The following is a 24,275-nucleotide window of genomic DNA, read 5'->3' as shown; positions in this document are numbered from 1 at the left end:
ACTAACCGCCGCCACTAACTGCGCATGGCCCGGCGGGCACTGTCTGTTCGTTGGGCGGCGTTCGCAATCCTGACATCGGCTGACAGAATCGTGGCACCGTGCGGTCCGGAAAGGACAGGATTGAAATCCACGAGGGCGATTTCCGGGTGGTTGTCCTTGAGCCTGGTCAGCCTGGCGGCGAGGTTCTCCAGGGCAGTAACGTCCACCGCGGGCAGGCCCTGGTATCCGAACAGTTTGCGGGATGCCCGGGGGGCACGGATGAAATCCCGGACGTCGGAACCGGACAGCGGCGGCACACGGTGCGCCCAGTCGTCGAGCAGATTAACGGCGTCGCCTGCCAGCCCGAAAGATACCACCGGCCCCAGCAGCGGATCCTCGATGGCCCTGAACGTGCAGGCCTGGCCCACCGGGGCCATCCGCTGTACTTCGAGGGACGCAGAGCCATACGGCGCCAGCGCCCGGCGCATCTGCAGGATGTTCCGACGCAGCGAATCAGCGTCCTGGATGTCCAGCCGGACACCACCCAGATCAAGCCGGTGCCGTAAGGAAGGTTCAGTGGTTTTCAGTGCCACGGGCCAGCCCAGCCGTTCGGCGGCGGCCACGGCATCATCGGCTGTATCAAATCCTGCCGACGGCAGCACATCAATGCCGTAATGGGCAAGCAAGGCGGCAGCGGATCCGGCGTCCAGCTGCTTCAGCTCATCGCCCTGTACATCCCGGAGCAGCGTTTCCAGGTCCGCGCCCGCGGCTTCGGCGTCGCACCCCTCCGGTTCAACGAACAGCCCTTTGTCCCGGTCCACCCACTCTGAGTAGCGCACCACTGCTGCCAGAGCTGCGACGGCGGCGCCTGCGTTGGAGTAGCACGGTACGGACCGCTCCGGCGCGGACGTCTCCCGAATCACAGCGCCCGGCCCGCCGTCATCCGGCGTCATGGCACCTAGCATGCCCTCCACAAACACCGACTGGTCCAGAATTCCGGTGAAAGCCGCCACCACGGGTTTCCCGGCGGCCGCCGAACAACCGGCAAGCACCCCGGCGATCCTGTCCACCGTAAGCCCTCTTGCCGGGAGCAGTGCAACAACCACGGCGTGGACGGCTTCCGCCTCAAGCGTCTGTTGCAGGCTGCGGCGGAGAGCCGGCAGCGCAAGGGACATTCCGGCGTCGAGATTCACATCCGTCACGATGCTTTCCACCCCCAGACCGTGTGCTGAGGCACTGTCCGCCACCACTTTGCCCAGCGCCTGGGAATTGCTGAACACCGCCAGGCCAGGGCCCGCCGGCAACGGCTGGCCGGCCACGATCTGAGCCACATCCATCAGCTGCTCGATGGTCTCCACCCGGATCACGCCGGACTGCCGCATCATCGCATCAAGTGCGCCGGGCGGTGCCTGGGTGGTGCGCACAGCGTGGCCGGGCGGCAGCTGCAGGCCCATGGAATCAGACTTGGCCACAATCACTGGCTTGATCCGGGCGAGCCGGCGGGCGAGCCGCGAGAACTTACGCGGGTTGCCGATCGACTCCAGATAGAGGCCCACGGCGGTAGTGTCGGCGTCGTCCTCCCAGAACTGCATCATGTCGTTGCCGGAAACGTCCGCCCGGTTGCCTGCGGAAAGAAAGGTTGAAATCCCCATCCGCCGCCGGCTGGACGCCGCATAGAGAGAAACGCCGATTGCGGCGGACTGGCTGAAGAGACCCAGACCCCCGCGGCGGGCCAGGCTCGGTGCCATGGATGCGTTCAGGGACACAGCCGGATTGGTGTTGACGATCCCCAGCGACGCCGGGCCTATCACACGCATGCCGTTGGCCCGGGCCTGCCGCACGAGTTCCCGCTGCCGCGCAAGCCCGCGCTCGCCGTCTTCGGCGAAACCTGCCGAGGCCACCACAATCCCCTTGACTCCGGCGTCCGCGCACTCGTCAACGACCTTCGGCACTTCGTCATAGGGAACGGCGATGATGGCCAGCTGGACGTGATCCGGAACATCAGAGAGCCGGCCGAAGGACAGCATGCCCGCCAGTTCCAGGGCCTCCGGATTAATGGCGTAGACGGGGCCGCCAAAGCCCCCCTCGACAATGTGTTCCAGGAGCTGATATCCCACCGTGCCCCATTTGCGGCTGGCACCGATGACGGCCACGGACGACGGCGCCAGCAGGTCCCGTACGCTCCTCGCCTCCGCGCGGTGCTCACGGGATTCCATCACGGCCCGCGATTTGTCGGTGGGGTCGATGTTGAACTCCAGGCTGACCACACCGTCGTCGAAATGCCGTTTGACGTCATAGCCGGCGTCCGAAAAGACCATCAGCATTTTGCGGTTCTCCGGCAGTACCTCGGCGCTGAACCGGCGGATCCCCTTCTCGCGGGCGGCGGCGGCCAGGTGTTCCAGGAGAATGGAGCCGATGCCGCGGCCCTGGTGGGCGTCAGCAATATTAAACGCCACCTCGGCTTCGAGGGGGTCATCCAACCGGTCATACCGGCCGATCCCCATAATCTCGCCGCCGATGGTGATCACCAGCGCAACACGGTCCTTGTAGTCCACCTCAGTGAACCGCTTGAGTTCCTTGCTCGAAAGCCTGGCCTTGAAAGCGAAGAACCGCATGTAGATGGAATTCTGCGACTGCGCCGTGTGGAAGGCCTGCATGGCGTCGGCATCGGAGGGGTGGATGGGGCGCAAATGGGCTGTCCCGCCGTCCCTCAGGACGACATCGGCTTCCCAATATTCCGGATATACGCCGTCCCCGGGCCGATCCACCATAGGCTTAGCCTAGCCAATACTCCGAAATGCACCCCGCAATACTCCACAGAGGATCCACCAGCCCCATGGCCCGCCGCCAAAGTCCCTCCCCGGCAGGGGAAGTCAGCCAAGACTTCACCGAGAACATCATTGATATCGACGTCACTTCCGAGATGGAGGGCTCGTTCCTGGAGTACGCGTATTCGGTGATTTATTCGCGGGCACTGCCGGACGCCCGGGACGGCCTCAAGCCGGTCCAGCGGCGCATTCTGTACATGATGAGCGAGATGGGCCTGCGGCCTGACCGCGGCCATGTTAAAAGCGCCCGGGTGGTGGGCGAGGTCATGGGCAAGCTCCACCCGCACGGCGATACCGCCATCTACGACGCCATGGTGCGCATGGCCCAGGACTTTTCACTGCGCCTCCCCCTGATAGACGGCCACGGCAACTTCGGGTCGCTCGACGACGGCCCGGCGGCGCCCCGGTACACGGAAGCCCGCCTGGCGGCGGCGGCGCTTACCCTCACGGACCACCTTGATGAAGACGTGGTTGACTTTGTCCCCAACTATGACAACCAGCTGACCCAGCCGGACGTCCTGCCGGCAGCGTTCCCCAACCTGCTGGTGAACGGTGCCACGGGCATCGCCGTCGGCATGGCCACAAACATGGCCCCGCACAACCTGGTGGAAGTCATCTCCGCCGCCCGGCACCTCATCGCCAATCCTGATGCCACGCTTGAGGACATCATGCGGTTTGTCCCCGGTCCTGACCTGCCCACCGGCGGCCGGATTGTGGGCCTGGACGGCATCCGGGACGCCTATGCCACCGGCCGCGGGTCCTTCAAGACCCGGGCCAGGGTGGAGGTGGAGCAGCTCTCTGCGCGCCGCACCGGCCTGGTGGTCACCGAGCTGCCCTACATGGTGGGTCCGGAAAAAGTGATCGAAAAGATCAAGGACGCCGTCAACGGCAAAAAGCTGACAGGCATCAGCGACATCGTGGACCTCACCGATCGCAAGCACGGGCTGCGGCTGGTGATCGAGCTGAAGAACGGCTTCAACCCGAACGCCGTGCTCCAGCAGCTCTACCGCTACTCACCCATGGAAGACTCCTTCGGCATTAACAACGTAACGCTGGTGGACGGCCAGCCGCAGACGCTGGGGCTGCTCCAGCTGCTCTCCGTATATGTTGGCCACCGCATCACCGTGGTGCGGCGACGCACCGCGTTCCGGCTGGGGAAGAAGAAGGACCGCCTCCACCTCGTGGAGGGTCTCCTGATCGCCATCGTGGACATCGACGAAGTCATCCAGATCATCCGGTCCTCGGATGAGGCCGCGGCCGCCAGGGTCCGGCTGATGTCCATCTATGATCTGTCCGAAATCCAGGCGAACCACATCCTGGAGCTCCGGCTTCGCCAGCTCACAAAGTTTTCCCGGATCGAACTTGAGAAGGAACAGGATCAACTGCGCCGGGAGATCGAGGAACTCGAGGCCATTCTCGGCTCCGAGGAGCGCCTCCGCGGTCTTGTCTCCAGCGAACTGGCGGAAATCGCTGAAAAATACGGCACGCCCCGGCGAACGGTCCTGCTGGAATCCGAAGCAGTTTCCCCCACTGTTGCCGCAGCGCTGGCCGCCGCCCCGGGCGCCAAGGGGAAAGCGGCCCCGCTTGAACTGGAGATAGCCGACGATCCCTGCTGGGCCATCCTCACGGCGTCCGGCCAGATTGCCCGGACGTCCAATCAGGAGAGCCTCGCCGAGTCAGGCCCCCGCTCCAAACACGATGTGTTCCGATCGGTCCTGGCGACGTCGGCGCGGGCCGAGATTGCCGCCGTGACGTCGCTGGGCCGCATGCTTCGCCTCCAGGTCATGGACATGCCGGTGCTGCCGCCGATGTCCGGGTTGCCGAACCTCGCCGGCGGTGTCCCGGCCAGGGACTTCATCACCCTGCTGAAGGGCGAGTCGCTGGTGGGCTTTGCCCCGCTGGACGAAGTGCTGGCCATCGGAACGGCACAGGGCGTGATCAAGCGCGTGCAGCCCGAATACCCACTGAACCGCGAAGACTGGGAGGTCATTGCGCTCAAGGACAAGGACACAGTGGTGGGCGTCGCCCCCGCCGGATCCGAGGACGACGACCTCGTCTTCCTGACGCGGCAAGCCCAGCTGCTTCGTTTCGGTGCCGCCAGCGTCCGCCCGCAGGGCAGGACAGCCGGCGGTATGGCCGGCATCAAGCTGGCCGCCGACGATCAGGTGCTGTTCTTCGGGACAGTGGCTCCAGGCGATGATGCCGCCGTTGTGGTGACCATCGCGGGCACCAACGGTGCGTTGCCCGGCACAGCCCCCGGAGCCGCAAAGGTCACGGCCTTTACCGAGTATCCGGCCAAGGGCCGCGCCACCGCGGGCGTGCGCGCGCACCGTTTCCTCAAGGGCGAAGACACGCTGCTGCTGGCATGGGCCGGACATGGACCGGCCAAAGCGTCGTCGCTTGCCGGTGTGGCACGTTCCTTGCCCCAGGAACACGGGCGGCGTGACGGTTCCGGAATTCCGCTCTCGCAGGCCGTGGATGCAATCGGCCCCGCCATGGCGTGGGCTGATTCGGCCGCCGACTGATCCGGCCTAGACTTCTCGCATGCCTATCATCCCTGATAACAAAGACTGGACCTGGGTTCTTTCCCGGCAATGCCGCGACTGCGGTTTCGATGCGTCCACGGTGACACCGGCCACGGTGCCCGGAACCGTGCGGAACATGCTACCGCGCTGGCGTGCCGTGCTTCGCCGGGCCGACGTTGCCGAACGCCCCGATGAATCCACGTGGTCAGGCCTGGAGTACGCTTCGCATGTCCGGGACGTCTTCAGCCTTTTTGACCAGCGGCTCAACCTGATGCTGACCGATGACGACGCACAGTTTGAAAACTGGGACCAGGACAAGACGTCGGTCGAGAAAGACTACGCCAACGGCGATCCCGCCGTGGTCAGCGCCGAGCTGACGGCTGAAGGCGAGCAGGCTGCGGATTCGTTCGCCGGCGTCAGGGAAGCCGACTGGGGCAGGAAAGGCCTCCGCAGCAACGGCTCGGAATTCACGGTCCTGACGCTCGCCCAATACTTTATGCACGACGTCGTCCATCACCTGCACGATGTGGATGGCTGAGGTTCCGCCTACAGTTCCTTGTCCATGCCGGCCGCCGTAAAGCGGTGGATGGCATCTGCCAGGAGGGCGCGGGCGATGCCGCGTCCGCGGTAGTCACGCCGGACGCCCATCAGCTCGGTGTTACCCTCGAGGAAGCCTCGTGTCCCGGCGCTTTCCGCATCGTGGCTGGCCGGCTGATAACCCGCCACCAGTCCCGTGTCGCGGTCCAGCACTACGCCGCTCAGGTCCGGCCGCGCCTGCGGATCGTTAACGGTAAAGCCCCACGATTCCTCGTCCCGGGGCTCACTTCCCCAATGGTGGCGGAAGGCATCGTTGTGCGCCTGACGCACAGCCTCACTGATGCCGGGGCTCACGGCCACCAGCTCAAAACCGGGATGCAGCTAGGCTTTCCGCCCCTCCCTGTTTTTGGAAGTCCGGGCATACGCGCGCGGCACGCCGGAGGGGTCCAAGCCCAGCACAATGCTGCTGGCCGGCGGGTTCTTTGCGGACTCCATGACCTTGTCCAGCTCCGCCCTGCGTTCAAACCAGACCGGCTTCTCCACTGCAGCCGTCCGGGCAATCAGGGCGGCCCAGCCGTCCAGATCTGCTTCTGCGGGCGGCCTCCACTCGAGGTCCGCAAAGTCAACAGGCAGGTTCAGGTTCATGGCAACAGGCTAACCGGCAGGAAGTTCCTGCGCCATCACCGCCACCGAACCCCGTGTTTGCCCGGGCCGGAGCTCCAGAAGGGCGTCACCCGGATCAATGTCAGCAGGGTTGTGGGTGACCAGAACCACGGTCCGTGCGGACAGTCCGGCGCGGAGATCGGCCAGCATGGCCCGCGCTGATTCGGCGTCAAGGTGGGCTGTGGGTTCGTCCAGGAGAAGCACCTCCGCACCCGTCATCAGCGTTCTGGCCACGGCCAGCCGCTGGCGCTCACCGCCGCTGAGGAAGGCCCCTGACGGGCCGATCCGGGTGTCAAGCCCGCCTGCCAGGCGCGAGACCAGGGGCCCGAGCCCCACGGCTGCCAGGGCCTCGTGCATGTCCTGGCCGGAGGCTGTTTCTCCAGCGGCCGTCACCTCCGGGCGTCCCAGCAACAGGTTGCCGCGGATGGTGGAATCGAAGAGGTGGGCCTCCTGTGGACACCAGGCGGCTGTGCCGCTGACAGCAACCCGGCCTGCTGCGGCCGGCAGGAAGCCCAGCATCACCGAAAGCAGGGTGGACTTTCCTGCCCCGGACGGTCCCGTGACGGTAAGCCAGTGGCCGGGTTCGGCCGTTGCGGACAGGCCGGAGAATACGTTGCTGCCGCCGGGCCAGGCTGCTGACAGGCCGGCCAGCTCGATTCCCGCCACGCCGTTTCGTCCAGGCACGGCGAGCTGCCCGTCGTTTCCAACGTTTCCGGCGGTGTCCTCGCCCAGCACTCCGGACTCACTGATCCGGCGCATCACGGCGCGGAGTGCCGGGTTCTGGCGGACCGCCGTCGTGACGGCAGCATAGGGTTCCACGAGGGCCAGCTGCAGCAGCACCACAACCGCGGCAGTGGCTGGGAGCACAGATCCGGCCAGTACCTGGGGCGCCGCCAGCACTGCGGTTGCCAGTGCCGCGGCGCCGCAGGCAGCGGTCGTAGTGGCCTGGCCGAGGCCTTCTGCCCAGGCCGACCGCTGCGACGCGGCAGTGGCGGCGCGGTCCTGCGCCCGGATGTCTGCGAGGATTCCGGGAGCCACACCGTTCGCGTGGAGTTCCGCCCGGGCATCCAGCGCGGATGCGGTGCATCGGAGGACGCCGGCGCGCAGGCGCTGCTCCGTTCCCGCGGACATCCGGTCAGCCACCAGGGCGAACGCCGGAGCCAGCACCAGGCTGGCTGCGGCGGCGCCGAGAATTGCGGGAAGGCCCGCCGGAAGCAACAGCCCGGTGGCGGTGACGGCAGCTGCCGCAACTGCCACGGCGGTCACAAGCGGCAGAACCACCCGCGGGAGCAGCCCGCGGACCGTATCGACGTCGTCGATCACCGTTCCAAGTACGTTGCCTCCCTGCAGGAGGCGCCGGAGCGAGAGGGCCCGCTGGCTCAGCGATGCCCAGAGCAGGCCCCGGAGCCGGGTGAGGGACGCGAAGACTGCGTCGTGGACCAGCAGCCGTTCGGCGTACCTCAGGACCGCCCGCCCGATGCCGAAGAATCTGACACCCACTATCGCGGTGAGCAGATACAGGATGGGCGGCTGTTCGCTGGCTCTGATGATCAGCCAGCCGGACAGCCCGGTCAGTGCGACGGCGAACAGGGCGGCAAGGGCGCCCACCAGCCCGGCGGCCGCGAACCGGCCGCCCACCGGCGCCAGCAGCCGTGCCAAAAGACCGGTGGTCGAGGCGCTCGCCGTCGGCGGGACGCCGGCGGCGAAACTCGCGGAACGTGCGGCTGAGCCGGCACCGGAACCGGCGAAAAATGCGTGCGCGCCCTCTGCATCAGCGAAATCGTAGCCGGCCGTGTTCTGATCAGCTTGGCCGAAGCCCCTTGCTCCTACAGCGGGACCAGTCCGGCCGGAAACACGGACCATTAGGTCGGCGAGCTCACGGGTTTCACGGTCATGGGCCACCAGTATCACGGTCACCCGGCCGCGGAGTCCACGGATGGCTGTGCGCACCAGATTCGCGGATTGGCGGTCCAGATGGGCGGTAGGCTCATCCAGCAGCAGCACCGTTGCCCCGGCCTCGATCCTCGCCAGGCCGCGGGCCAGCGCCACCCGCCGCAGCTCTCCCGGGCTCAGCTCGGCGGGGTGTTTGCCGGCCAGATGCCCGGCCGCAGCTTTGGTGAGGCAGCGCATGGCGGCAACCTCCGCATGTCCCCTGTCAGGGCTGTCAGGGGCGAGGTACAGCTTGACCTCCTCCATGACCGTTTGCGCCACCATCACCGGATGCTGCGGGACCCAGGCGACGCCGGCCCGGCTGAACCCGGAAATTTCCCCGCGGATGGCTGTGCCGCCGCCGTGGCCTATTGTCCCCGCCAGTATCCCTAGAACAGTGCTCTTCCCGGTACCGCTTGCCCCGTCCAACGCGGTAATGAGGCCTTGCGGCGCAGTAAAACTGAGCGGCCCGACGGCGGCGGCGGACCTGCCGCTGTATGCGACCGTCAGCGCGCTGACCCTTACTCCGTTAAGTCCGCTGCCGCCGTCGGGGTCTACAGCGTCAGGGTCCACAGCGTTGGTGGCCAGTGGCACCGGTTCGGGGGCATCAATGACGTCGGTGGCCTCGGCGAGCGCCGCGCGGCCGTCATCGCTGGCGTGGTGCGCCGTTCCCAGCTCCCGGAGCGGAAGGTAGCAGTCCGGTGCGAGAATGAGAGCCATCAGCCCGGCTTCGAGCGCCATGTCCCCGTGGATTAGCCGGACGCCGATGAAAACGGCCACCACTGCTACGGAAATGGTGGCGATGAGTTCCAGTGCCAGGGCTGAGAGGAAGGCTGTCCGGAGCGTTCCTATGGTTTTGGAACGGTATTCCTCCGAAATGTCCTCGAGCGCCTTGCGCTGCGCCGACGCACGGCCCAGGCCAACCAGTACGGGCAGCCCTTTGGCGAGCTCCAGCATGTGTCCGGAAAGCCGGGACAGTGTGGTCTGTGCGTCCCGGACCCGGTCTTCGGTGTAACGGCCGATCAGCACCATAAACAGCGGAACCAGCGGAACAGTCAGCACAATCACCACGGCGCTGATCCAGTCGGCAAACAGGATGCGTGCACCCAGCAGCAGGGGAATCGCAGCGCAGTTCACGAGGGCGGGAAGGTACTGCGTGTAGTAGCTGTCCAGGGCGTCCAGGCCGCGGGTGGCCAGTACCGCCAGACCGCCGTCGGACGGCCCGGCACTGCGGGTTCCGTTCCGGAGTGCCCGCTCAAGGAGCTGCGAGCGTAGTTCCTCTTTGATGCCCAGAGCGGCCCTGCGTGCTGCGACGCCCTGTGCCCACACCGTCAGTGATCTCAGCACCACACCGGCGAAGCCCCAGCCCAGCTCTGAGCCCCAGCCGGGATCGGAGCCCATCAGGCCGGCGAACACTGACGCAACTGCCTGTGCCATCAGAACCAGTGACAGCGCCTTGAGGGCCGCGAGGAATCCGAGCCAGTAGAGGGCTTGGCGGGTGGCGGGCCCTGCCGGGAACTGCGGTCTCATGCTGGCTCAGTCCTTGCTGGCGAAGGCCTTGGCGGCGATCGCCGGGAGGAAGGTATGGGCGTCGGGAATGTGCGCTGCGCTGACGCGGCGGCGGAACACCCAGTACGTCCAGGCCTGGTAGGCAATCACCAGCGGCAATCCGAAGGCCGCCATGATGCTCATAAGTCCCAGCGTGTAATCCGAGGAGGACGCGTTGGCGATTGTCAGGTCGAACTCCGGGCTGATGGTGGAGGGCAGCACCACCGGGAAGGCCGCACCGAAGATCGAGGCGCTGCCGCACACCAGGAATACTCCGAGTGCAAGGAAGGCTCTGCCCTCAAAGCCGCGACGGGCCAACAGCCAAGCTGCAACGGCGGCGAGCACGGCCACTGCAACCGCAGCAAAGGTCCAGGCTTCACCGCTCAGCAGCTGCATGCTCACGGCCCAGCCGGCTATCGGCAGCAGGAGTACGGGCAGCAGCCGGACGAACCAGCGGCGGGCACGGTGCCGGACATCGCCGTCGGTCTTCAGCGCCAGGAACGCCAGGGCATGCAGCAGCGCAAATCCGACCACGGCCAGGCCCCCCAGTACTGCATATCCGCTGAACCAGGCCATGGAACCGCCCACCCGGTCGCCGTTGGAGTTCAGCGGCAATCCGGTGGTAGTGAGGGCCAGTGCCGCGCCGATCCCGAACGCAGCCAGGAAGGAACCGGCAGCTATGGCCCAGTCCCAGACCGTACGCCACTGGACGGTGTCCACCTTGCCGCGGTATTCGAAGGCCACGGCCCGGAATATCAGCGCCACCAGCACGACCAGCAGCGGAAAGTAGAGTGCCGAGAACAATGAGGCATACCAGAGAGGAAAGGCGGCAAACGTGGCAGCGCCCGCGGTGATGAGCCACACCTCGTTCCCGTCCCAGACTGGCCCGACTGTATTAAGAAGAACGCGCCGCTCGGTATCATTCCGGGCTAAAATCTTCATCAGCATCCCCACGCCCAGGTCGAAGCCCTCCAGGAAGAGATAGCCCGTCCACAGCACCGCGATGACTATGAACCAGATGGTCGGTAGCAGTTCCATACTGTTTATCCTCTGCTGTTCTCGTCGGGCGCTTAGTAGGCGAATGCCAGGACGTCGTCGGTGCCGGGTCTGCCGGAACCGGGCGTTCCCGCATCGGGTGAGTCGTCCTCGTCGCGATCCGTTTCTGCGTGGGCGGCAAGCTCCGGCATGGCGGACACCACCCCGCCGCGGATGTATTTGACCAGCAGCTTCACCTCAACCACCAGCAGCACGCCGTAAACGGAGGCCAGCACAATGAGCGACGTCAACAGTTCGCCGGCAGATACGCCCGGGGAGACGGCCGCCGCGGTGAACATGAAGACCTGGTCAATGCCGTTCAGATCCGGGTTGGGCGCGACCACAAACGGCTGCCGGCCCATTTCGGTGAAAATCCAGCCTGCTGCGTTGGCACCGAACGGGGCCAGGATGCCGAACACGGCCAGGCGCATAAGTCCCCTGGAGGCCGGAACAGTCCCCTTCCGCGTGAGCCACAACGTGACCAGTGCTGCCAACGCTGCCAGGCCGCCGAAGCCGATCATCGCGCGGAAACCCCAGTAGGTCACTTCCATCACGGGAACGTACTGGATTTCCTGGCCCGCCCGGTCCCCGTAAATCGGGTTGTCCGGCAAGTGTGTGCCGTAGTTGGCCTTGTAGTCATCCAGCAGGCTGTTCACGCCCTTGACCTCGGTGGTGAAATCGCCCTTGGCAAGGAAGGAAAGGATGCCCGGCACCTCGATCAGGGCCACAATGTCGTCACAGTTCTTGGACCCGAGGTTTCCCACGCTGAGCACGGAGAAGCCTGTCCCGTCGTGGCAGGCAGCTTCCGCGGCCGCCATCTTCATGGGCTGCTGTTCGAACATCAGCTTGCCCTGCAGATCGCCGGTGAGGGCGGTACCGGCGAAGGAGATCATGGCCACGACGGCGCCGATCCGGAGCGAGCGGATCCAGACTTTGTGGTCGGTACGGTCGCGTCCGGCGATGTTGGCCTCACTTGGAATGACCCGGCCGTCTGCGCCCACGGCGTCGATGCCGTCATGGCGGCGGCGCCACAGGTGGTACCAGGCGATGCCCACAAGAAACCCGCCGGCCACGGCAAGCGCGCCGAAAAGGGTGTGCGGCACGGCAACCAGGGCGGTGTTGTTGGTGAAGACAGCCCAGGCGTCCGTCATGACCGGCCGGCCCTCGATCATCTCCACACCCACGGGATGCTGCATCCAGCTGTTGGCCACGATGATGAAGTAGGCGGAGAATGCCGAGCCGATCACGGCGATCCAGAGGCAGGCCAGGTGTACGCCGCGCTTGAGCTGTTTCCACCCGAAGATCCACAGCCCAAGGAACGTGGATTCCACAAAGAAAGCCAGAAGCGCTTCCAGGGCCAGAGGTGCCCCGAAGACATCACCCACAAACCGGCTGTATTCGCTCCATGCCATACCGAACTGGAATTCCTGCACAAGACCGGTGGCAACGCCCATGATGAAGTTGATCAGGAAGAGTTTTCCCCAGAACTTGGTCATCCGCAGGTATTCGGGCTTGCCCGTGCGGTACCAGACCGTCTGGATGACCGCCACCACAAGGCCCAGCCCGATCGTCAGCGGCACCATCATGAAGTGATAAACGGTGGTGATGCCGAATTGCCAGCGTGCGATTTCCAAGGCGTCCAAGGCAGTCCCTACTTTTGGCTGGGTTCTCAATCTACAGAACTTCTACGTGGCGTAGAAGTTCAACTTCTACCGAGTGTAGAACAAATCGAAGCGAGCTGTAAACAACAATCCCACTCAGGTACGGGCGCCCACAAGGGCGCGGCACGCCGATAGTTCTACCTCACGTAGAAAGAATCCAGGAAAAGCGGTAAATTTATAGCTGGAGTAATTGGATATCGCTTCCGGCAGGCCTGAGGGCCGGCCGGTGCCGGGTGAATAGGGATGTATACGATGGCAAGTCTTGGCGAATTGGAACGGGCAGTGATGGATCTGCTCTGGGCGGGCCAGGAAGCAGCAACGGCGAACACCCTGCGTGATCTGCTGGCCAAAAGCACCGAGGCACAGGGCGGCTCCGCCGGCCACGAGGGCAAGGACCTTGCCGTCACCACTGTCCTGACGGTGCTGTCACGGCTCGAAAAGAAGGGCCTGGTTGAGCGCGAGCGGGGCACCCGGCCGCACCGGTACCAGGCCGTGTCCAGCCGCGAAGACCACACCGCCGAACTGATGCACGAGGTCCTTGGCTCGGCGCCGGACCGTGAGGCCGTGCTGGCCCGGTTCATCGGCTCCGTCACCGAAGGCGAAGCCGAAACGCTGCGCAAGCTACTCGGCCACAGCTAGCAGACCATGTTCTGGACCTCATATTTCCTGGCGGTCCTGTCGATAGTACTGGCATGGCCGGTGCCTATCCTGCTCTCCCGTGCCCTCTGGCCTGCCCGCTCCCCCTTTACCGCCATGCTCCTGTGGCAGGCCATCGCCCTTGCCGGCGGGCTCTCCATGATCGGCGCCATGCTGGTATATGGACTGGAACCCATCGGGGACAACCTGATCGCGGGACTCCGCGCCCTCACCGGAATGGTCTTCAGCAACGCGCCCACCACGGCCCTGGGCTTCTGGCACCTCTTTGCACTCTCGGCTGCGGCGCTGCTGACAGCGCACCTCGTGTTTACACTGCTGCTGACTTACTACAGGATCGAACGCCAGCGACGGCGGCACCGCGAACTCCTGGAGCTGCTGGCGTCGCCGTCCGGCGATGGCACCGGCACCATGGTCATCAGCCACGATTCCCCGGTGGCCTATTGTCTTCCCGGCGGCGCGCGGTCAGTAACCGTTCTGTCTGACGGACTGATGGCAGCTCTTGAGCCCGCGGAGCTGCGTGCGGTACTCATCCATGAAAATGCCCATCTGAACCAGCGTCACCATCTGCTGCTCTGGGCGTTTGCCGCCTGGCGCCAGGCACTCCCCTGGTTTCCCACCACCCGGCTCGCGCAGGAATCCGTGAACTCCCTCATCGAGATGCTGGCTGACGATGTTGCCCTCAAAACGGAAAGCAAAGCCACGCTCATCAAGGCCATCGCCATTGTGGCCAGCGGTTCCGCCGTGACGCCCGGCGGGCGTCCGGAAACGGGAGCCGCCGGGTTCTCCGGGACGGGATTTCAGTTCCCTGACGGCGCCGGAGGCTCCGTGTCAGCACGCACGACGGCGTCACGCGTCAGCCGCCTGCTCTCACCACAGCCTCCGCTTCCGGCCCCGCTGCGGGGCGCCGTGCTGGCGGGATGCGTTCTGCTGCTGGCTATACCCACAGGGCTGCTGATAGTCCCCGGCCTGCTCGGCTGAACCCGCCGGCCGCGCCGGTGATGGTGCCGTGGCCCCCGGGCCTGGGGCCAGGGCCAGATCCGGGGTCAGGCGTCGATGCGCTCCCGGTCCAGGCTGGCGGCACCGGCAATAATGAAGTCCTTGCGCGGCGCCACGTCAGAGCCCATCAGCAGATCAAAGGTCTTTTCGGCGAGTTCGGCGCTTTGGATGGTGACCCTGCGCAGCGTCCGGTGCCGTGGATCCATGGTGGTTTCGGCCAGCTGCTCGGCGTCCATTTCGCCCAGACCCTTGTAGCGCTGGATCGGTTCCTTGTAGCGCTTGCCGTCCTTGGCGAGCTTTGCCAGCAGTGTGTGGAGCTCGGCTTCCGAGTAGGTGTAGATCATCTCGTTGGCCTTCTGGCCGGCGTTGACCACCTCTACCCGGTGCAGCGGCGGGACGGCGGCAAACACCCTGCCCTGCTCCACCATGGGCCGCATGTAACGGAAAAACAGCGTCAGCAGCAGCGTGCGGATGTGAGCGCCGTCCACGTCGGCATCGGTCATGAGGATGACCTTGCCATAGCGGGCGGCTTCGATGGCGAAGCCCCTCCCGGACCCGGCGCCGACCACCTGGATCAACGCGGCGCATTCGGTGTTGGAGAGCATGTCCCCCACCGACGCTTTCTGGACGTTCAGGATCTTGCCGCGGATAGGGAGCAGGGCCTGGAAGTCGGAGGACCGTGCCAGTTTTGCCGTGCCCAAGGCGGAGTCGCCTTCCACGATGAACAGCTCGGAACGGGCGACGTCGTCCGTGCGGCAGTCCGCCAGCTTTGTGGGCATGGATGAGGTTTCCAGCGCATTCTTGCGGCGCTGTGTTTCCTTGTGGACCCGCGCCGAGATGCGCGATTTCATCTCGCTGACAATTTTTTCCAGCAACAGCGCGGACTGCGCCTTGTCGTTGCGGTTGGCGGAACTCAGCTTGGCAGTGATTTCCTGTTCCACTACCCGGGCGACGATGGCCCGGACCGCGGAGGTGCCCAGAATTTCCTTGGTCTGGCCTTCGAACTGGGGTTCTGCCAGCCGGACCGTCAGAACGGCTGTGAGGCCGGCGAATATGTCATCCTTCTCGATTTTGTCGTTGCCGGCCTTGAGCTTGCGCGCATTGGACTCAACGGCCTTGCGGAACGTCTTGACGAGTGCCTGTTCGAAACCGGCCTGATGAGTGCCGCCCTTGGGGGTGGAGATGATGTTGACGAAGCTGCGGACTGCGGAGTCGTAGCCGATTCCCCAGCGCAGGGCCACATCCACTTCGCAGTCACGCTCCACTTCGGCGAGCTGGCTATGGCCCCTGTCATCCAGCACCGGGACGGTCTCTTTGAACTTGCCGGCGCCGTGGAGCCGCCAGACGTCTGTGACTGCCGAATCAACGGCGAGGAATTCCACGAACTCGGAGATGCCGCCGTCGTGGTGGAAGACCTCCACGTGCGGGGCCAGCTCGCCGGGTGTGCCCGCAGCCCTTCGCTCATCCCGGACCGTCAGTTTCAGACCCGGGACCAGGAAGGAGGTCTGCCGTGCACGGGCGGCCAGTTCATCGTAGGAGAACTTCGCGTCGGGGGTGAAGATCTGGCGGTCCGCCCAGTAGCGGATCCGTGTACCTGTCACACCGCGCTTGGCTTTGCCGATGACATCAAGCACAGAGCCGTCCACGAAAGGCGCGAAGGTAGCGTCGGGCCCGGGTTTGGGGCCCGCATCCTTGAAACGTCCCGGTTCGCCACGGCGGAAGGACATTTTGTAGGTCTTGCCGCCACGGTCCACTTCAGCGTCGAGCCGGGCGGACAAGGCATTGACAACCGAGGCACCCACACCGTGAAGTCCACCGGAGGCGGTGTACGAACCGCCGCCGAACTTGCCCCCGGCGTGAAGCTTGGTGAAAACCACCTCAACGCCGGTGAGCCCGGTCTTAGGTTCAACGTCAATGGGGATGCCACGGCCATCATCGTGGATCTCCACAGAGTTGTCCGCGTGCAGGATGATCTTGATGTCGTGGCCGAAGCCCGCCAGGGCTTCATCGACCGAATTGTCGATGATTTCCCACAAGCAATGCATGAGGCCGCGGGAGTCCGTTGATCCGATGTACATGCCGGGCCGTTTACGCACGGCCTCGAGGCCCTCCAGCACGGAAAGGTGCCGGGCGGTGTAATCAGAACTAGGTGCCACTGGTGGTGAACTCCTTCAAAGACGGAACAACTGGGGCAATGAAAGCTCTTCCTAGGGTAGTCGGACAGTGTCCGTTCACCCGGCTGCCACTCCCCCGCTACTGCACGGCTCCTGCCGTTCGTTATGCACATGTGATACGCGCACAGCGAAAGTGACACATCCTTGCCATAGTTTCGCTTCGAATGCTGGTTATATAGATATACAGATCTACTTAGGAGGCCGACATGACAACAGCAGTTGCGGACCGCACGCTCAACGCAGTTGACCGGTGCGATCGTTGCGGAGCACAGGCATATGTCCGGGTTGTACTCGAGTCCTCCGGCGGTGAGCTGCTCTTCTGCGGCCACCATGCCCGTGCAGTCGAGGCAACGCTCAAGCCGCTGAGCTCCGACTGGCACGATGAGACGGGCCGTCTTCACGAGAAGGCACCGGTTCCGGTCGACTAGTCAAAGCAGTACCGCTTCAGGGTTCCTCCATCCGGAGGGACCCTGATTTTTTCCCTCCCTCTAAACAGGAAAGCCACCGCCGGATCAGATCCGGCGGCGGCTTTCCTGTTTATTGCAGAAGTTCTAGTCCAGGTAGTCCCGAAGCACCTGCGACCGTGAAGGGTGCCTGAGCTTGGACATGGTCTTGGATTCGATCTGGCGGATGCGCTCACGCGTGACGCCGTAGACCTTGCCGATTTCGTCTAAAGTCTTCGGCTGTCCGTCGGTGAGGCCGAATCGCATGGCCACAACTCCGGCTTCGCGCTCGGACAGGGTGTCCAGCACGGAGTGAAGCTGTTCCTGAAGGAGAGTGAAACTCACGGCGTCGGCAGGAACCACTGCTTCGGAGTCCTCGATCAGGTCACCGAACTCGGAGTCACCGTCCTCGCCGAGCGGCGTGTGCAGCGAAATCGGCTCGCGGCCGTACTTCTGGACCTCGACCACCTTTTCCGGGGTCATGTCCAGTTCAAGGGCGAGCTCTTCAGGCGTGGGTTCGCGGCCAAGGTCCTGCAACATCTGCCTCTGAACGCGAGCCAGCTTGTTGATGACCTCCACCATGTGCACCGGGATGCGGATGGTGCGCGCCTGGTCGGCCATGGCGCGGGTGATGGCCTGCCGGATCCACCAGGTGGCGTATGTGGAGAACTTGAAGCCCTTGGTGTAGTCGAACTTCTCCACCGCGCGGATGAGGCCCAGGTTTCCTTCCTGGATCAGGTCCAAGAACAGCATGCCGCGGCCGGTGTAGCGCTTGGCCAGCGAGACAACCAGGCGGAGGTTGGCTTCGAGCAGGTGGTTCTTGGCGCGCTTGCCGTCATGGATGACGAATTCGAGCTCGCGCTTGAACTTCGGGTCCATCGAGCCGTCGTCGGCGTTGATCTTCTCTTCAGCAAAAAGGCCGGCCTCGATGCGGAGCGCAAGGTCAACTTCCTGCTCGGCGTTCAGCAGCGCAACTTTGCCGATCTGCTTCAGGTAATCCTTGACGGGGTCGGCCGTTGCACCGGCGGACATGACCTGCTGGACGGGGGCGTCATCGTCGTCCGCATCGGAATAGACAAAACCTTTACCGCTGGCAGCTGACGCTGCCTTGGCGGCCGTAATTTCGCCGTCTTCGGCGGATTCTGAACCGTCCTGGGACGCGTCGTCGGCATCATCGTCGGGATCATCCGAGTCGTCGTCGTTCGAACGGCCGCGGGCGGACTTTCCTGCGGCTTCTGCCGCAGCCTTGGCACCGGGCTTAGGCCCGCGCTTCTTCGGCTCGGGCTTGGCCTCTGCCGAGTCGGCGTCATCGCCTGCGGCATCTTTGATGGCCTTGTTGGCAGCGCGCGTAGCTGCACGCTTGGCGTTCGTAGCCACCTGCTTCTCCTCAGGGGACAATTCAGCCTGGGCGGCGGGTTCCTTCTTCGCGGAAGACGGGGTCACAGAAAACCTTTCTAGCGGCGGTCTGTGGAATCACCATACGGGCAACACCACTATGACCCTGTCAAGTCCGTGATCAACATCAGGTGCAACCACGGCCAGCAGAGCCACTAAGTAAAACTGCCGGGGCGGCCATAATGTTCCCGTTTCAGGGACCCATTACATGCACCAGATACACGGACCCAACCGGGTCTCGGCATCCATTGTCTCACGGATTTCCCAATCAGAGCCTCAGCCCGGGCAGTCCGCCGCAATACTTCCGGCCGATCACCAGGGCATTCCGCCAGCCACAAAGCTACGCGGCGTCCGGCTCGAACTTCTGCCAGGCAGTCTCACGCCGGCCCGCCCAGCCGCAGATGGTGCCGCGGCCCACCAGCTCGGACAGCAGCTCTGCCAGCCGGTATCCGTTCTGCTCCACCAGCGCCTGATTCAGGAGGGCATCGGCAAAGGAACCCCTGCCGCGGCACCACTCGATCCATCCCCTTGCCGTCAGCGCTGCGGCTTCTGCCTCAGCGCCTCCCGCGCACGAAAGCCGCAGCAGGACCTGTTCGAGGCGCTTCATTCCGGCCCAATCGGGAACAACCGGGCTGAGTCCCAGCAGCACCTCACCATACCCGGCCGCAGACCCGTCATCGGGTCTTCGGGAACTCCCCTTTTCGGTCCCTTTCTGCGGCATGTCTTCAGCGGGTGGACGGACCGCCGCCAACCCGGAGCCGTCGTCGAATATCCCGAACTCTTCCGCCCCGCGCGCCGCCGCAGCCCGCCCGGCCGCTGTCATGACCAGCACTGCATCCCGCCACGCCGGAACGCAAAGGGATGCGCGCAGAAATGCCTTGAGCGCCGCCGTAAGGTCGGTCCCCTGGCCTGCCTGCTTGGCGCGCTCCCAGGTATCCAGGACAGCGTCGAACTGCTGCCGGCTGCCCCGCCGGCTGTTGAACTCGGCCAACCAGCGCTGTTCGGCCGCCACAACGGACGTTTCTTCGCGTCCACGCTGGCCCTGGCCTTCACCGTACAGGCGGTCGGCGGGGGGCGCTCCCACGCTGCTGCCGCGGAATACCATCTCAGCATTGAGCCTGCTGTCCCGGATTTCGTCCACGGAACGGCCTGGCAGCGGACAGCACCCGGGGTCCGTGCAGTACACATTGCGCCAATGGGTATGCCCTACGTACCAGGCATCCCGCACGGGCATCCCGGCGCATCCGAGCGCGGCTTCGAGAGCTGCCAGCAGCGGCCTATACCCATCGTCGGAGTCCATCCAGCCGTCATTGGTGAACAACATAAGGAGGGTTCCGTCGGCCGCGTCGTCTGCTTGCAGGTAATCGCCGACCGTCCTGGCGAATTCCCCGGGGTTCCGCAGACCGTCCGGCCCGGGAAGATCAACCCGAAGCGTGGCGCCCAGCCGTTTGCCCTGCATGGTCATGGCGACCAGGCTGTCCGCCGGCCAGTACCCCAGGGAGTGCGGTATGAACCCAAGGATATCCTCGGGCCCTTTGATGGTGAGGTGTTCTGAAGCTGTCATGCACCCAGCTTCAGACAGCGGTCCGCCCCGGGACAGCCGCCATTTGAGCCATGTGGACAACGTGCCCGCGGACGGGCCTGTGGAGGAGCAGTGCTAGTCGCGGAACGGCGTTCGGCGCCGCTCCAGATTGGCCCTGCGCTGCGCCGCCATTGTCTTGAGCAGAGGCGGCACCAGGACGCCCTGGGCGGCCATCTGGCGCCGGACCTTCCGCCTGCACCCGAGGATGGCAACGGCACCGATCCCCAGGAGCAGGAAGTGCACGCTCAGGGCAACGCGGAACGGTTCCAGGCCATAGAGCACACCGTTGGAGAAACCGGAGGAGTAGAGGATGTCCAGCAACAGCCCGATCAGGAAGATCGCCACCAGGGCAGCAATGAACCCGCCCACGTTGACTATCCCGGTTGCGGTGCCCAGCCGGTGCGCCGGATTGAACGTCCGTGCGAAGTCGAAGCCGATCATGGATCCCGGCCCTCCGATCGCCAGCACCACCACCAGACCTGCCAGGAGCCATAGCGGGGACCGGCCCGGGTTGAGGAGGACCGCCGCCCATGCGGCGGCGGTTCCGGCGGCGATGAGCAGGACCATGGTGGAACGGCGCAGCGGGTGACGGGATACGAACCGGCCGATCAGCGGGCCCGCGGCAATGCCTGCCGCCACGTACAGCGCCATCAGTCCCGACACGGTGCCCGCGTCCAGTCCCTGGGCGGAAATGAGGAACGGATAGCCCCAGGTCATGGCAAACACCGTGCCGCTGAACTGGATGGTGAAGTGGCTCCACAGGCCCAACCGGGTCCCGGGCTGCCGCCATGCCCGGGACAACGAGACACCGGTGGCCCGCAAGCCCTGACCTGATTCGGCCCGGGGAGTCCCCGCCGGCAGATCCTGAAGGAGCAGAACCACCAGCACGACGGCGATTCCGGACAGCCCGGCGAGCGTCAAGAACGCCGGGGACCAGCCGGCCGAGTGGAGGATCAGGGCAAACGGCACCACGCTGAAAAGCTGGCCCAGCTGTCCGGACATTCCGGTCAGCTGGGTGAGGACGGGCACGCGCGCGGGGGCGAACCATAGTGGAATGAGCCGGATGACGGAGATGAAAGTCATGGCATCTCCGGCGCCCACCAGGACACGCCCCAGTACCCCGCCGGGGATGCTGTCCGCGAATGCCAGCTGGAGTTGGCCCAGCCCCATGAGCAAGGCGCCCCCGGCGATCATGACCCGGGAGCCGAATCTGTCCACCAGCACACCCACAGGGATCTGCAGTCCGGCATAGACCAGGAGCTGCAGGACGGTGAAGAAGGAGATTGCGGAGGCGCTTGCATGGAACCGCTCGGTGGCTTCCAGACCCACCACGCCGAAGGAGGTGCGCTGCGTCACGGCCACCAGGTACGAGAATATTCCGATGGTCCAGATCAGCCAGGCGCGGGGTGCAGTCACCCCTTTATTATGCCTGTGGCCTTCAAAAACATTATTTAATGACCCGGATTTTCGCGGGCCAGGTATGCCTCAACGGCCGCGCCGAGAACATCGCCGTTAGGGAGCTGGTCGTTTTCATCGGCCAGGAGCGAGCGGCGGACTGTGCCTTCGGCCTTCTCGTCATACCGGGTTTCCAGCCGCGACACCACCTGCTGCACGTCCTCAGATGAACCAACCTGTTCCGAAATCTGCCGGATCACTTCACGCCCGGCTTCCCTCAGCCGGTCCGTTGGCAGCATCAGTGACGTTGCCGCGCCCAGATATTCCAGTCCCGCCACTGCGGCCTGCGGGTACTCGGCCTCGGCCAGATAATGAGGCACATGGATGACGTAGCCGGCCACGTTGCGCCCGGCTTCCATCAGCCTGAGCTCCAGAATGTGGCCTACGGCTGCAGGTACCTCCACGGTAGGCTTCCAGACCGAAATTCCCTCAATCAGCTCCGGCCTGTTGCCATGGACAGTCACGCCCACCGGCCGGGTATGCGGCACTGGCATGGGGATGGAGTGGATCCAGGTCACAAGGTTCACGTCAAGTTCTTCTACAATCCGCACCACGGCCCGCGAAAAACGCTCCCATTGCAGGTCCGGTTCGAATCCCGCCAGGAGCAGGAAAGGACTCCCCAAGCCGTCAACCAGCCTGTACAGTGCCAGGCTTGGCGCCTGGTAGTCCTGAAGATGGTCTTCCACGAAGGAGACGTGCGGCCTCCGGGTCCGGTAATCGATGAGCTGGTCGGCGTCGAACACGGCGACGAGCCCCGAGTCCAGCGTGTCGAGCAGCTCGCTGTTAATCTGCTTGACCACATGGCCGGCGTCGGCGAATCCAGTAAAAGCCATCACCAGATTGAGCCCGCGGAGTTCTGGGCTGTGGAACAGCTCGATGTTGCTCGCATAAAGCGCATCGGGGTCCAGCAGAGAGCCGGAAATCCGTTCAAGCACGGCATGTTCCTTTCGTGGTTGCGGGTGGATATTCTTTACAACGCCCCGGGCGGCCCCGGAATTCCTGAGCCGGGTTGTGGCGCAGCTCTCAGTGAATGCCGCGGCTGCGATGCAGAGAGACTACGATCGGAACTGGCCTTATTGACGGACTTGCAGACACCGGGTTGCGTCTCAAGCCGACGGCGGCCGGGTTCCCATGGCAGGGCGCCAAACATGCACTCCCTGCCCGAATAATCTCAGAGAATTGAGGACTGATCCTCGTGGTCAAGAATACTGAAATCAACCTTAGTGCCCTCGCACGGGACCTGAAGAAGGCCCCCAGCGACGCCGTCGTCATTGGTGTCGGGAAGGGATCAGACGGCCCGGTTCTGCTCGAAAACCCGCTGACTGCCAAGTCTGCAGAAGCACTGTCGGAATCATTGAAGGTTCTTGGCGTCACCGGAGCAGCAGACCAGATCCTCCGCCTTCCAGGCCTTCCGGAGACTGGAGCCGGCGTGATCGTCCTGGCTGGAGTCGGCGACGTCAGCAATGGCCGGAAACTTTCTGAGGAATCACTGCGACGGGCCGCAGGTTCAGCTGTCCGTCAGCTTGCCGGACTCAACACAGTAGTACTGGCACTTCCGACGGCGGGAATCGCCGATGTTGCGGCAGTCGCCGAGGGCGCCGCCATGGGCTCCTACTCCTTCACCGAGTACCGCTCGTCCAAGGAAGGACTCAAGGATCCGGTCCGGAACGTGGTCATCTTCACCGAGCTCGCCGGTGGGAAGGAACTGCAGCCGGCGCTGAACCGCGCCGCCCTGATCGGCAAGGCCGTCAACGCCACGCGCTCACTGGTCAACCAGCCGCCGAGCCACCTGTACCCGGAATCCTTCGCCGATGCTGCGAAGGAGCTGGCCAAGGGGCTGCCCGTCAAGCTGACGGTCTGGGACGAGAAGCGTCTTGAAAAGGAAGGCTTCGGCGGCATCATGGGCGTCGGCAAGGGGTCAACCCGCCAGCCGCGCCTGGTCAAGGTGGAATACTCCCCGGCCAAGGCAACAGCCAAGATCGCCCTGGTCGGCAAGGGCATTACCTTCGACACTGGCGGCATTTCCATCAAGCCGGCCCTCGGCATGGGTGACATGAAGAGCGACATGGCCGGCGCTGCCGTCGTACTTAACACTGTGCTGGCCCTCGCGGGCCTGGGCCTGCCCGTCAAGGCGACCGCCTGGCTCTGCATCGCGGAGAATATGCCCTCCGGCGCCGCATCGCGGCCGGCCGATGTGCTGACCATGTTCGGCGGCAAGACCGTCGAAGTCCTGAACACCGACGCCGAGGGCCGGCTGGTCATGGCCGACGGGATCGTGGCCGCGAGCCAGGAGTACCCGGACGCCATTATCGACGTCGCCACACTGACGGGCGCGCAGCTGATCGCCCTCGGCAACCGCACGGCTGGCGTTATGGGTTCGGAGAGCGTCACCGGTCCGTTGAAGGCCGCGGCTGAACGCGCCGGCGAGCTTGTCTGGCCCATGCCCCTGCCGGAGGAATTGCGCCCCAGCCTCGATTCGGAGGTGGCCGACCTGGCCAACATCGGCGAGCGTCACGGCGGGATGATGACGGCGGCAGTCTTCCTGCGCGAATTTGTGGGCAAGGGAAAGGACGGCGAACAGATCCCCTGGGCGCACATTGACATCGCCGGGCCCTCGTTCAACAACGGCAGCCCGTACGGCTACACCCACAAGCAGGGCACGGGCTGCACCGTCCGTACCCTGGTGGCCTATGTGGAGGGCATCCTGGCAGCCGCCGTCTAGCGCCGGCTGGCCAAACGGCCAGGGGCCGACGGCGGCATCCGTACCAGGGTGCCAAAACGTCAGGAGCGGGTGTCCGGCAAGCGCCGGACACCCGCTTTTTCCATAACTCGGCCGGGGACTGATCCGTCCGACACAGAGCCGCGTGA

The 24,275-nt window shown here is 64.8% G+C and carries 17 protein-coding genes; 6 read left to right on the top strand and 11 right to left on the bottom strand.

The features are described 5' to 3' along the window. Positions 1–14: 14 nt before the first annotated feature. Positions 15–2,750, bottom strand: coding sequence for a GNAT family N-acetyltransferase (locus V3C33_07095; GenBank protein XAS69029.1), 2,736 nt, complete (start codon positions 2,748–2,750; stop codon positions 15–17). 65 nt (positions 2,751–2,815) lie between these two features. Between V3C33_07095 and V3C33_07090 the strand changes: the two genes are divergently transcribed. Both V3C33_07090 and V3C33_07085 read left to right on the top strand, forming a co-directional pair. Beyond that, positions 2,816–5,332, top strand: coding sequence for a DNA topoisomerase IV subunit A (locus tag V3C33_07090; GenBank protein ID XAS69028.1), 2,517 nt, complete (start codon positions 2,816–2,818; stop codon positions 5,330–5,332). Positions 5,333–5,351: 19 nt separating this feature from the next. Beyond that, the gene (locus tag V3C33_07085) at positions 5,352–5,870 is read left to right on the top strand and encodes a DinB family protein (GenBank protein XAS69027.1); all 519 of its coding nucleotides are present in this window, start codon (positions 5,352–5,354) and stop codon (positions 5,868–5,870) included. A gap of 8 nt (positions 5,871–5,878) precedes the next feature. Here V3C33_07085 and V3C33_07080 read toward each other — a convergent pair whose 3' ends face one another. The 5 genes from V3C33_07080 to V3C33_07060 are packed head-to-tail and all read right to left on the bottom strand — an operon-like array spanning position 5,879 to position 12,687. Continuing rightward, a complete protein-coding gene (locus V3C33_07080) occupies positions 5,879–6,223 on the bottom strand; it encodes a GNAT family N-acetyltransferase (GenBank protein ID XAS69026.1) in 345 nt (114 codons plus the stop codon). A gap of 27 nt (positions 6,224–6,250) precedes the next feature. After that, entirely contained in the window at positions 6,251–6,514 is a 264-nt protein-coding gene (locus tag V3C33_07075; protein XAS69025.1) for a hypothetical protein, read from the bottom strand. A 9-nt stretch (positions 6,515–6,523) separates the two neighbouring features. Beyond that, entirely contained in the window at positions 6,524–9,991 is a 3,468-nt protein-coding gene (gene cydD / locus V3C33_07070) for a thiol reductant ABC exporter subunit CydD (GenBank protein ID XAS69024.1), read from the bottom strand. A gap of 6 nt (positions 9,992–9,997) precedes the next feature. Then, positions 9,998–11,047, bottom strand: coding sequence for a cytochrome d ubiquinol oxidase subunit II (gene cydB, locus V3C33_07065; GenBank protein XAS69023.1), 1,050 nt, complete (start codon positions 11,045–11,047; stop codon positions 9,998–10,000). Between the two features lie 32 nt (positions 11,048–11,079). Further along, complete coding sequence (locus tag V3C33_07060; GenBank protein ID XAS69022.1) at positions 11,080–12,687, bottom strand: cytochrome ubiquinol oxidase subunit I; 1,608 nt, start codon at positions 12,685–12,687, stop codon at positions 11,080–11,082. Between the two features lie 270 nt (positions 12,688–12,957). On the opposite strand from V3C33_07060, the gene V3C33_07055 reads away from it, so the two are divergent. Beyond that, positions 12,958–13,344 carry a BlaI/MecI/CopY family transcriptional regulator gene (locus V3C33_07055; protein XAS69021.1) on the top strand — a complete coding sequence of 129 codons (387 nt, stop codon included), beginning with the start codon at positions 12,958–12,960 and terminating at the stop codon, positions 13,342–13,344. Positions 13,345–13,350: 6 nt separating this feature from the next. After that, entirely contained in the window at positions 13,351–14,340 is a 990-nt protein-coding gene (locus V3C33_07050; protein XAS69020.1) for a M56 family metallopeptidase, read from the top strand. A gap of 65 nt (positions 14,341–14,405) precedes the next feature. Here the strand turns inward: V3C33_07050 and V3C33_07045 are convergent, their stop codons facing one another. Continuing rightward, entirely contained in the window at positions 14,406–16,514 is a 2,109-nt protein-coding gene (locus V3C33_07045; protein ID XAS69019.1) for a DNA topoisomerase IV subunit B, read from the bottom strand. 224 nt (positions 16,515–16,738) lie between these two features. Between V3C33_07045 and V3C33_07040 the strand changes: the two genes are divergently transcribed. Continuing rightward, complete coding sequence (locus V3C33_07040; protein ID XAS69018.1) at positions 16,739–16,960, top strand: hypothetical protein; 222 nt, start codon at positions 16,739–16,741, stop codon at positions 16,958–16,960. A gap of 123 nt (positions 16,961–17,083) precedes the next feature. Here the strand turns inward: V3C33_07040 and V3C33_07035 are convergent, their stop codons facing one another. From V3C33_07035 to V3C33_07020, 4 genes are all read right to left on the bottom strand, one after another. Further along, positions 17,084–18,418, bottom strand: coding sequence for an RNA polymerase sigma factor (locus tag V3C33_07035; protein XAS69017.1), 1,335 nt, complete (start codon positions 18,416–18,418; stop codon positions 17,084–17,086). Between the two features lie 292 nt (positions 18,419–18,710). Further along, positions 18,711–19,934, bottom strand: coding sequence for a DUF4192 domain-containing protein (locus tag V3C33_07030; GenBank protein ID XAS69016.1), 1,224 nt, complete (start codon positions 19,932–19,934; stop codon positions 18,711–18,713). Positions 19,935–20,027: 93 nt separating this feature from the next. Beyond that, complete coding sequence (locus V3C33_07025) at positions 20,028–21,368, bottom strand: MFS transporter (GenBank protein XAS69015.1); 1,341 nt, start codon at positions 21,366–21,368, stop codon at positions 20,028–20,030. 35 nt (positions 21,369–21,403) lie between these two features. Continuing rightward, the gene (locus tag V3C33_07020) at positions 21,404–22,342 is read right to left on the bottom strand and encodes a PAC2 family protein (protein ID XAS69014.1); all 939 of its coding nucleotides are present in this window, start codon (positions 22,340–22,342) and stop codon (positions 21,404–21,406) included. A gap of 260 nt (positions 22,343–22,602) precedes the next feature. Between V3C33_07020 and V3C33_07015 the strand changes: the two genes are divergently transcribed. Next, positions 22,603–24,129: a leucyl aminopeptidase gene (locus tag V3C33_07015; GenBank protein ID XAS69013.1), complete on the top strand. Its 1,527-nt coding sequence runs from the start codon at positions 22,603–22,605 to the stop codon at positions 24,127–24,129. The last annotated feature ends 146 nt before the right edge of the window (positions 24,130–24,275 follow it).

This window comes from Micrococcaceae bacterium Sec5.7, assembly GCA_039636785.1.
Taxonomy (GTDB): domain Bacteria; phylum Actinomycetota; class Actinomycetes; order Actinomycetales; family Micrococcaceae; genus Arthrobacter.
Note: the sequence above shows the minus strand (reverse complement) of the source record. Positions and strands in the feature narration are given on the sequence as shown.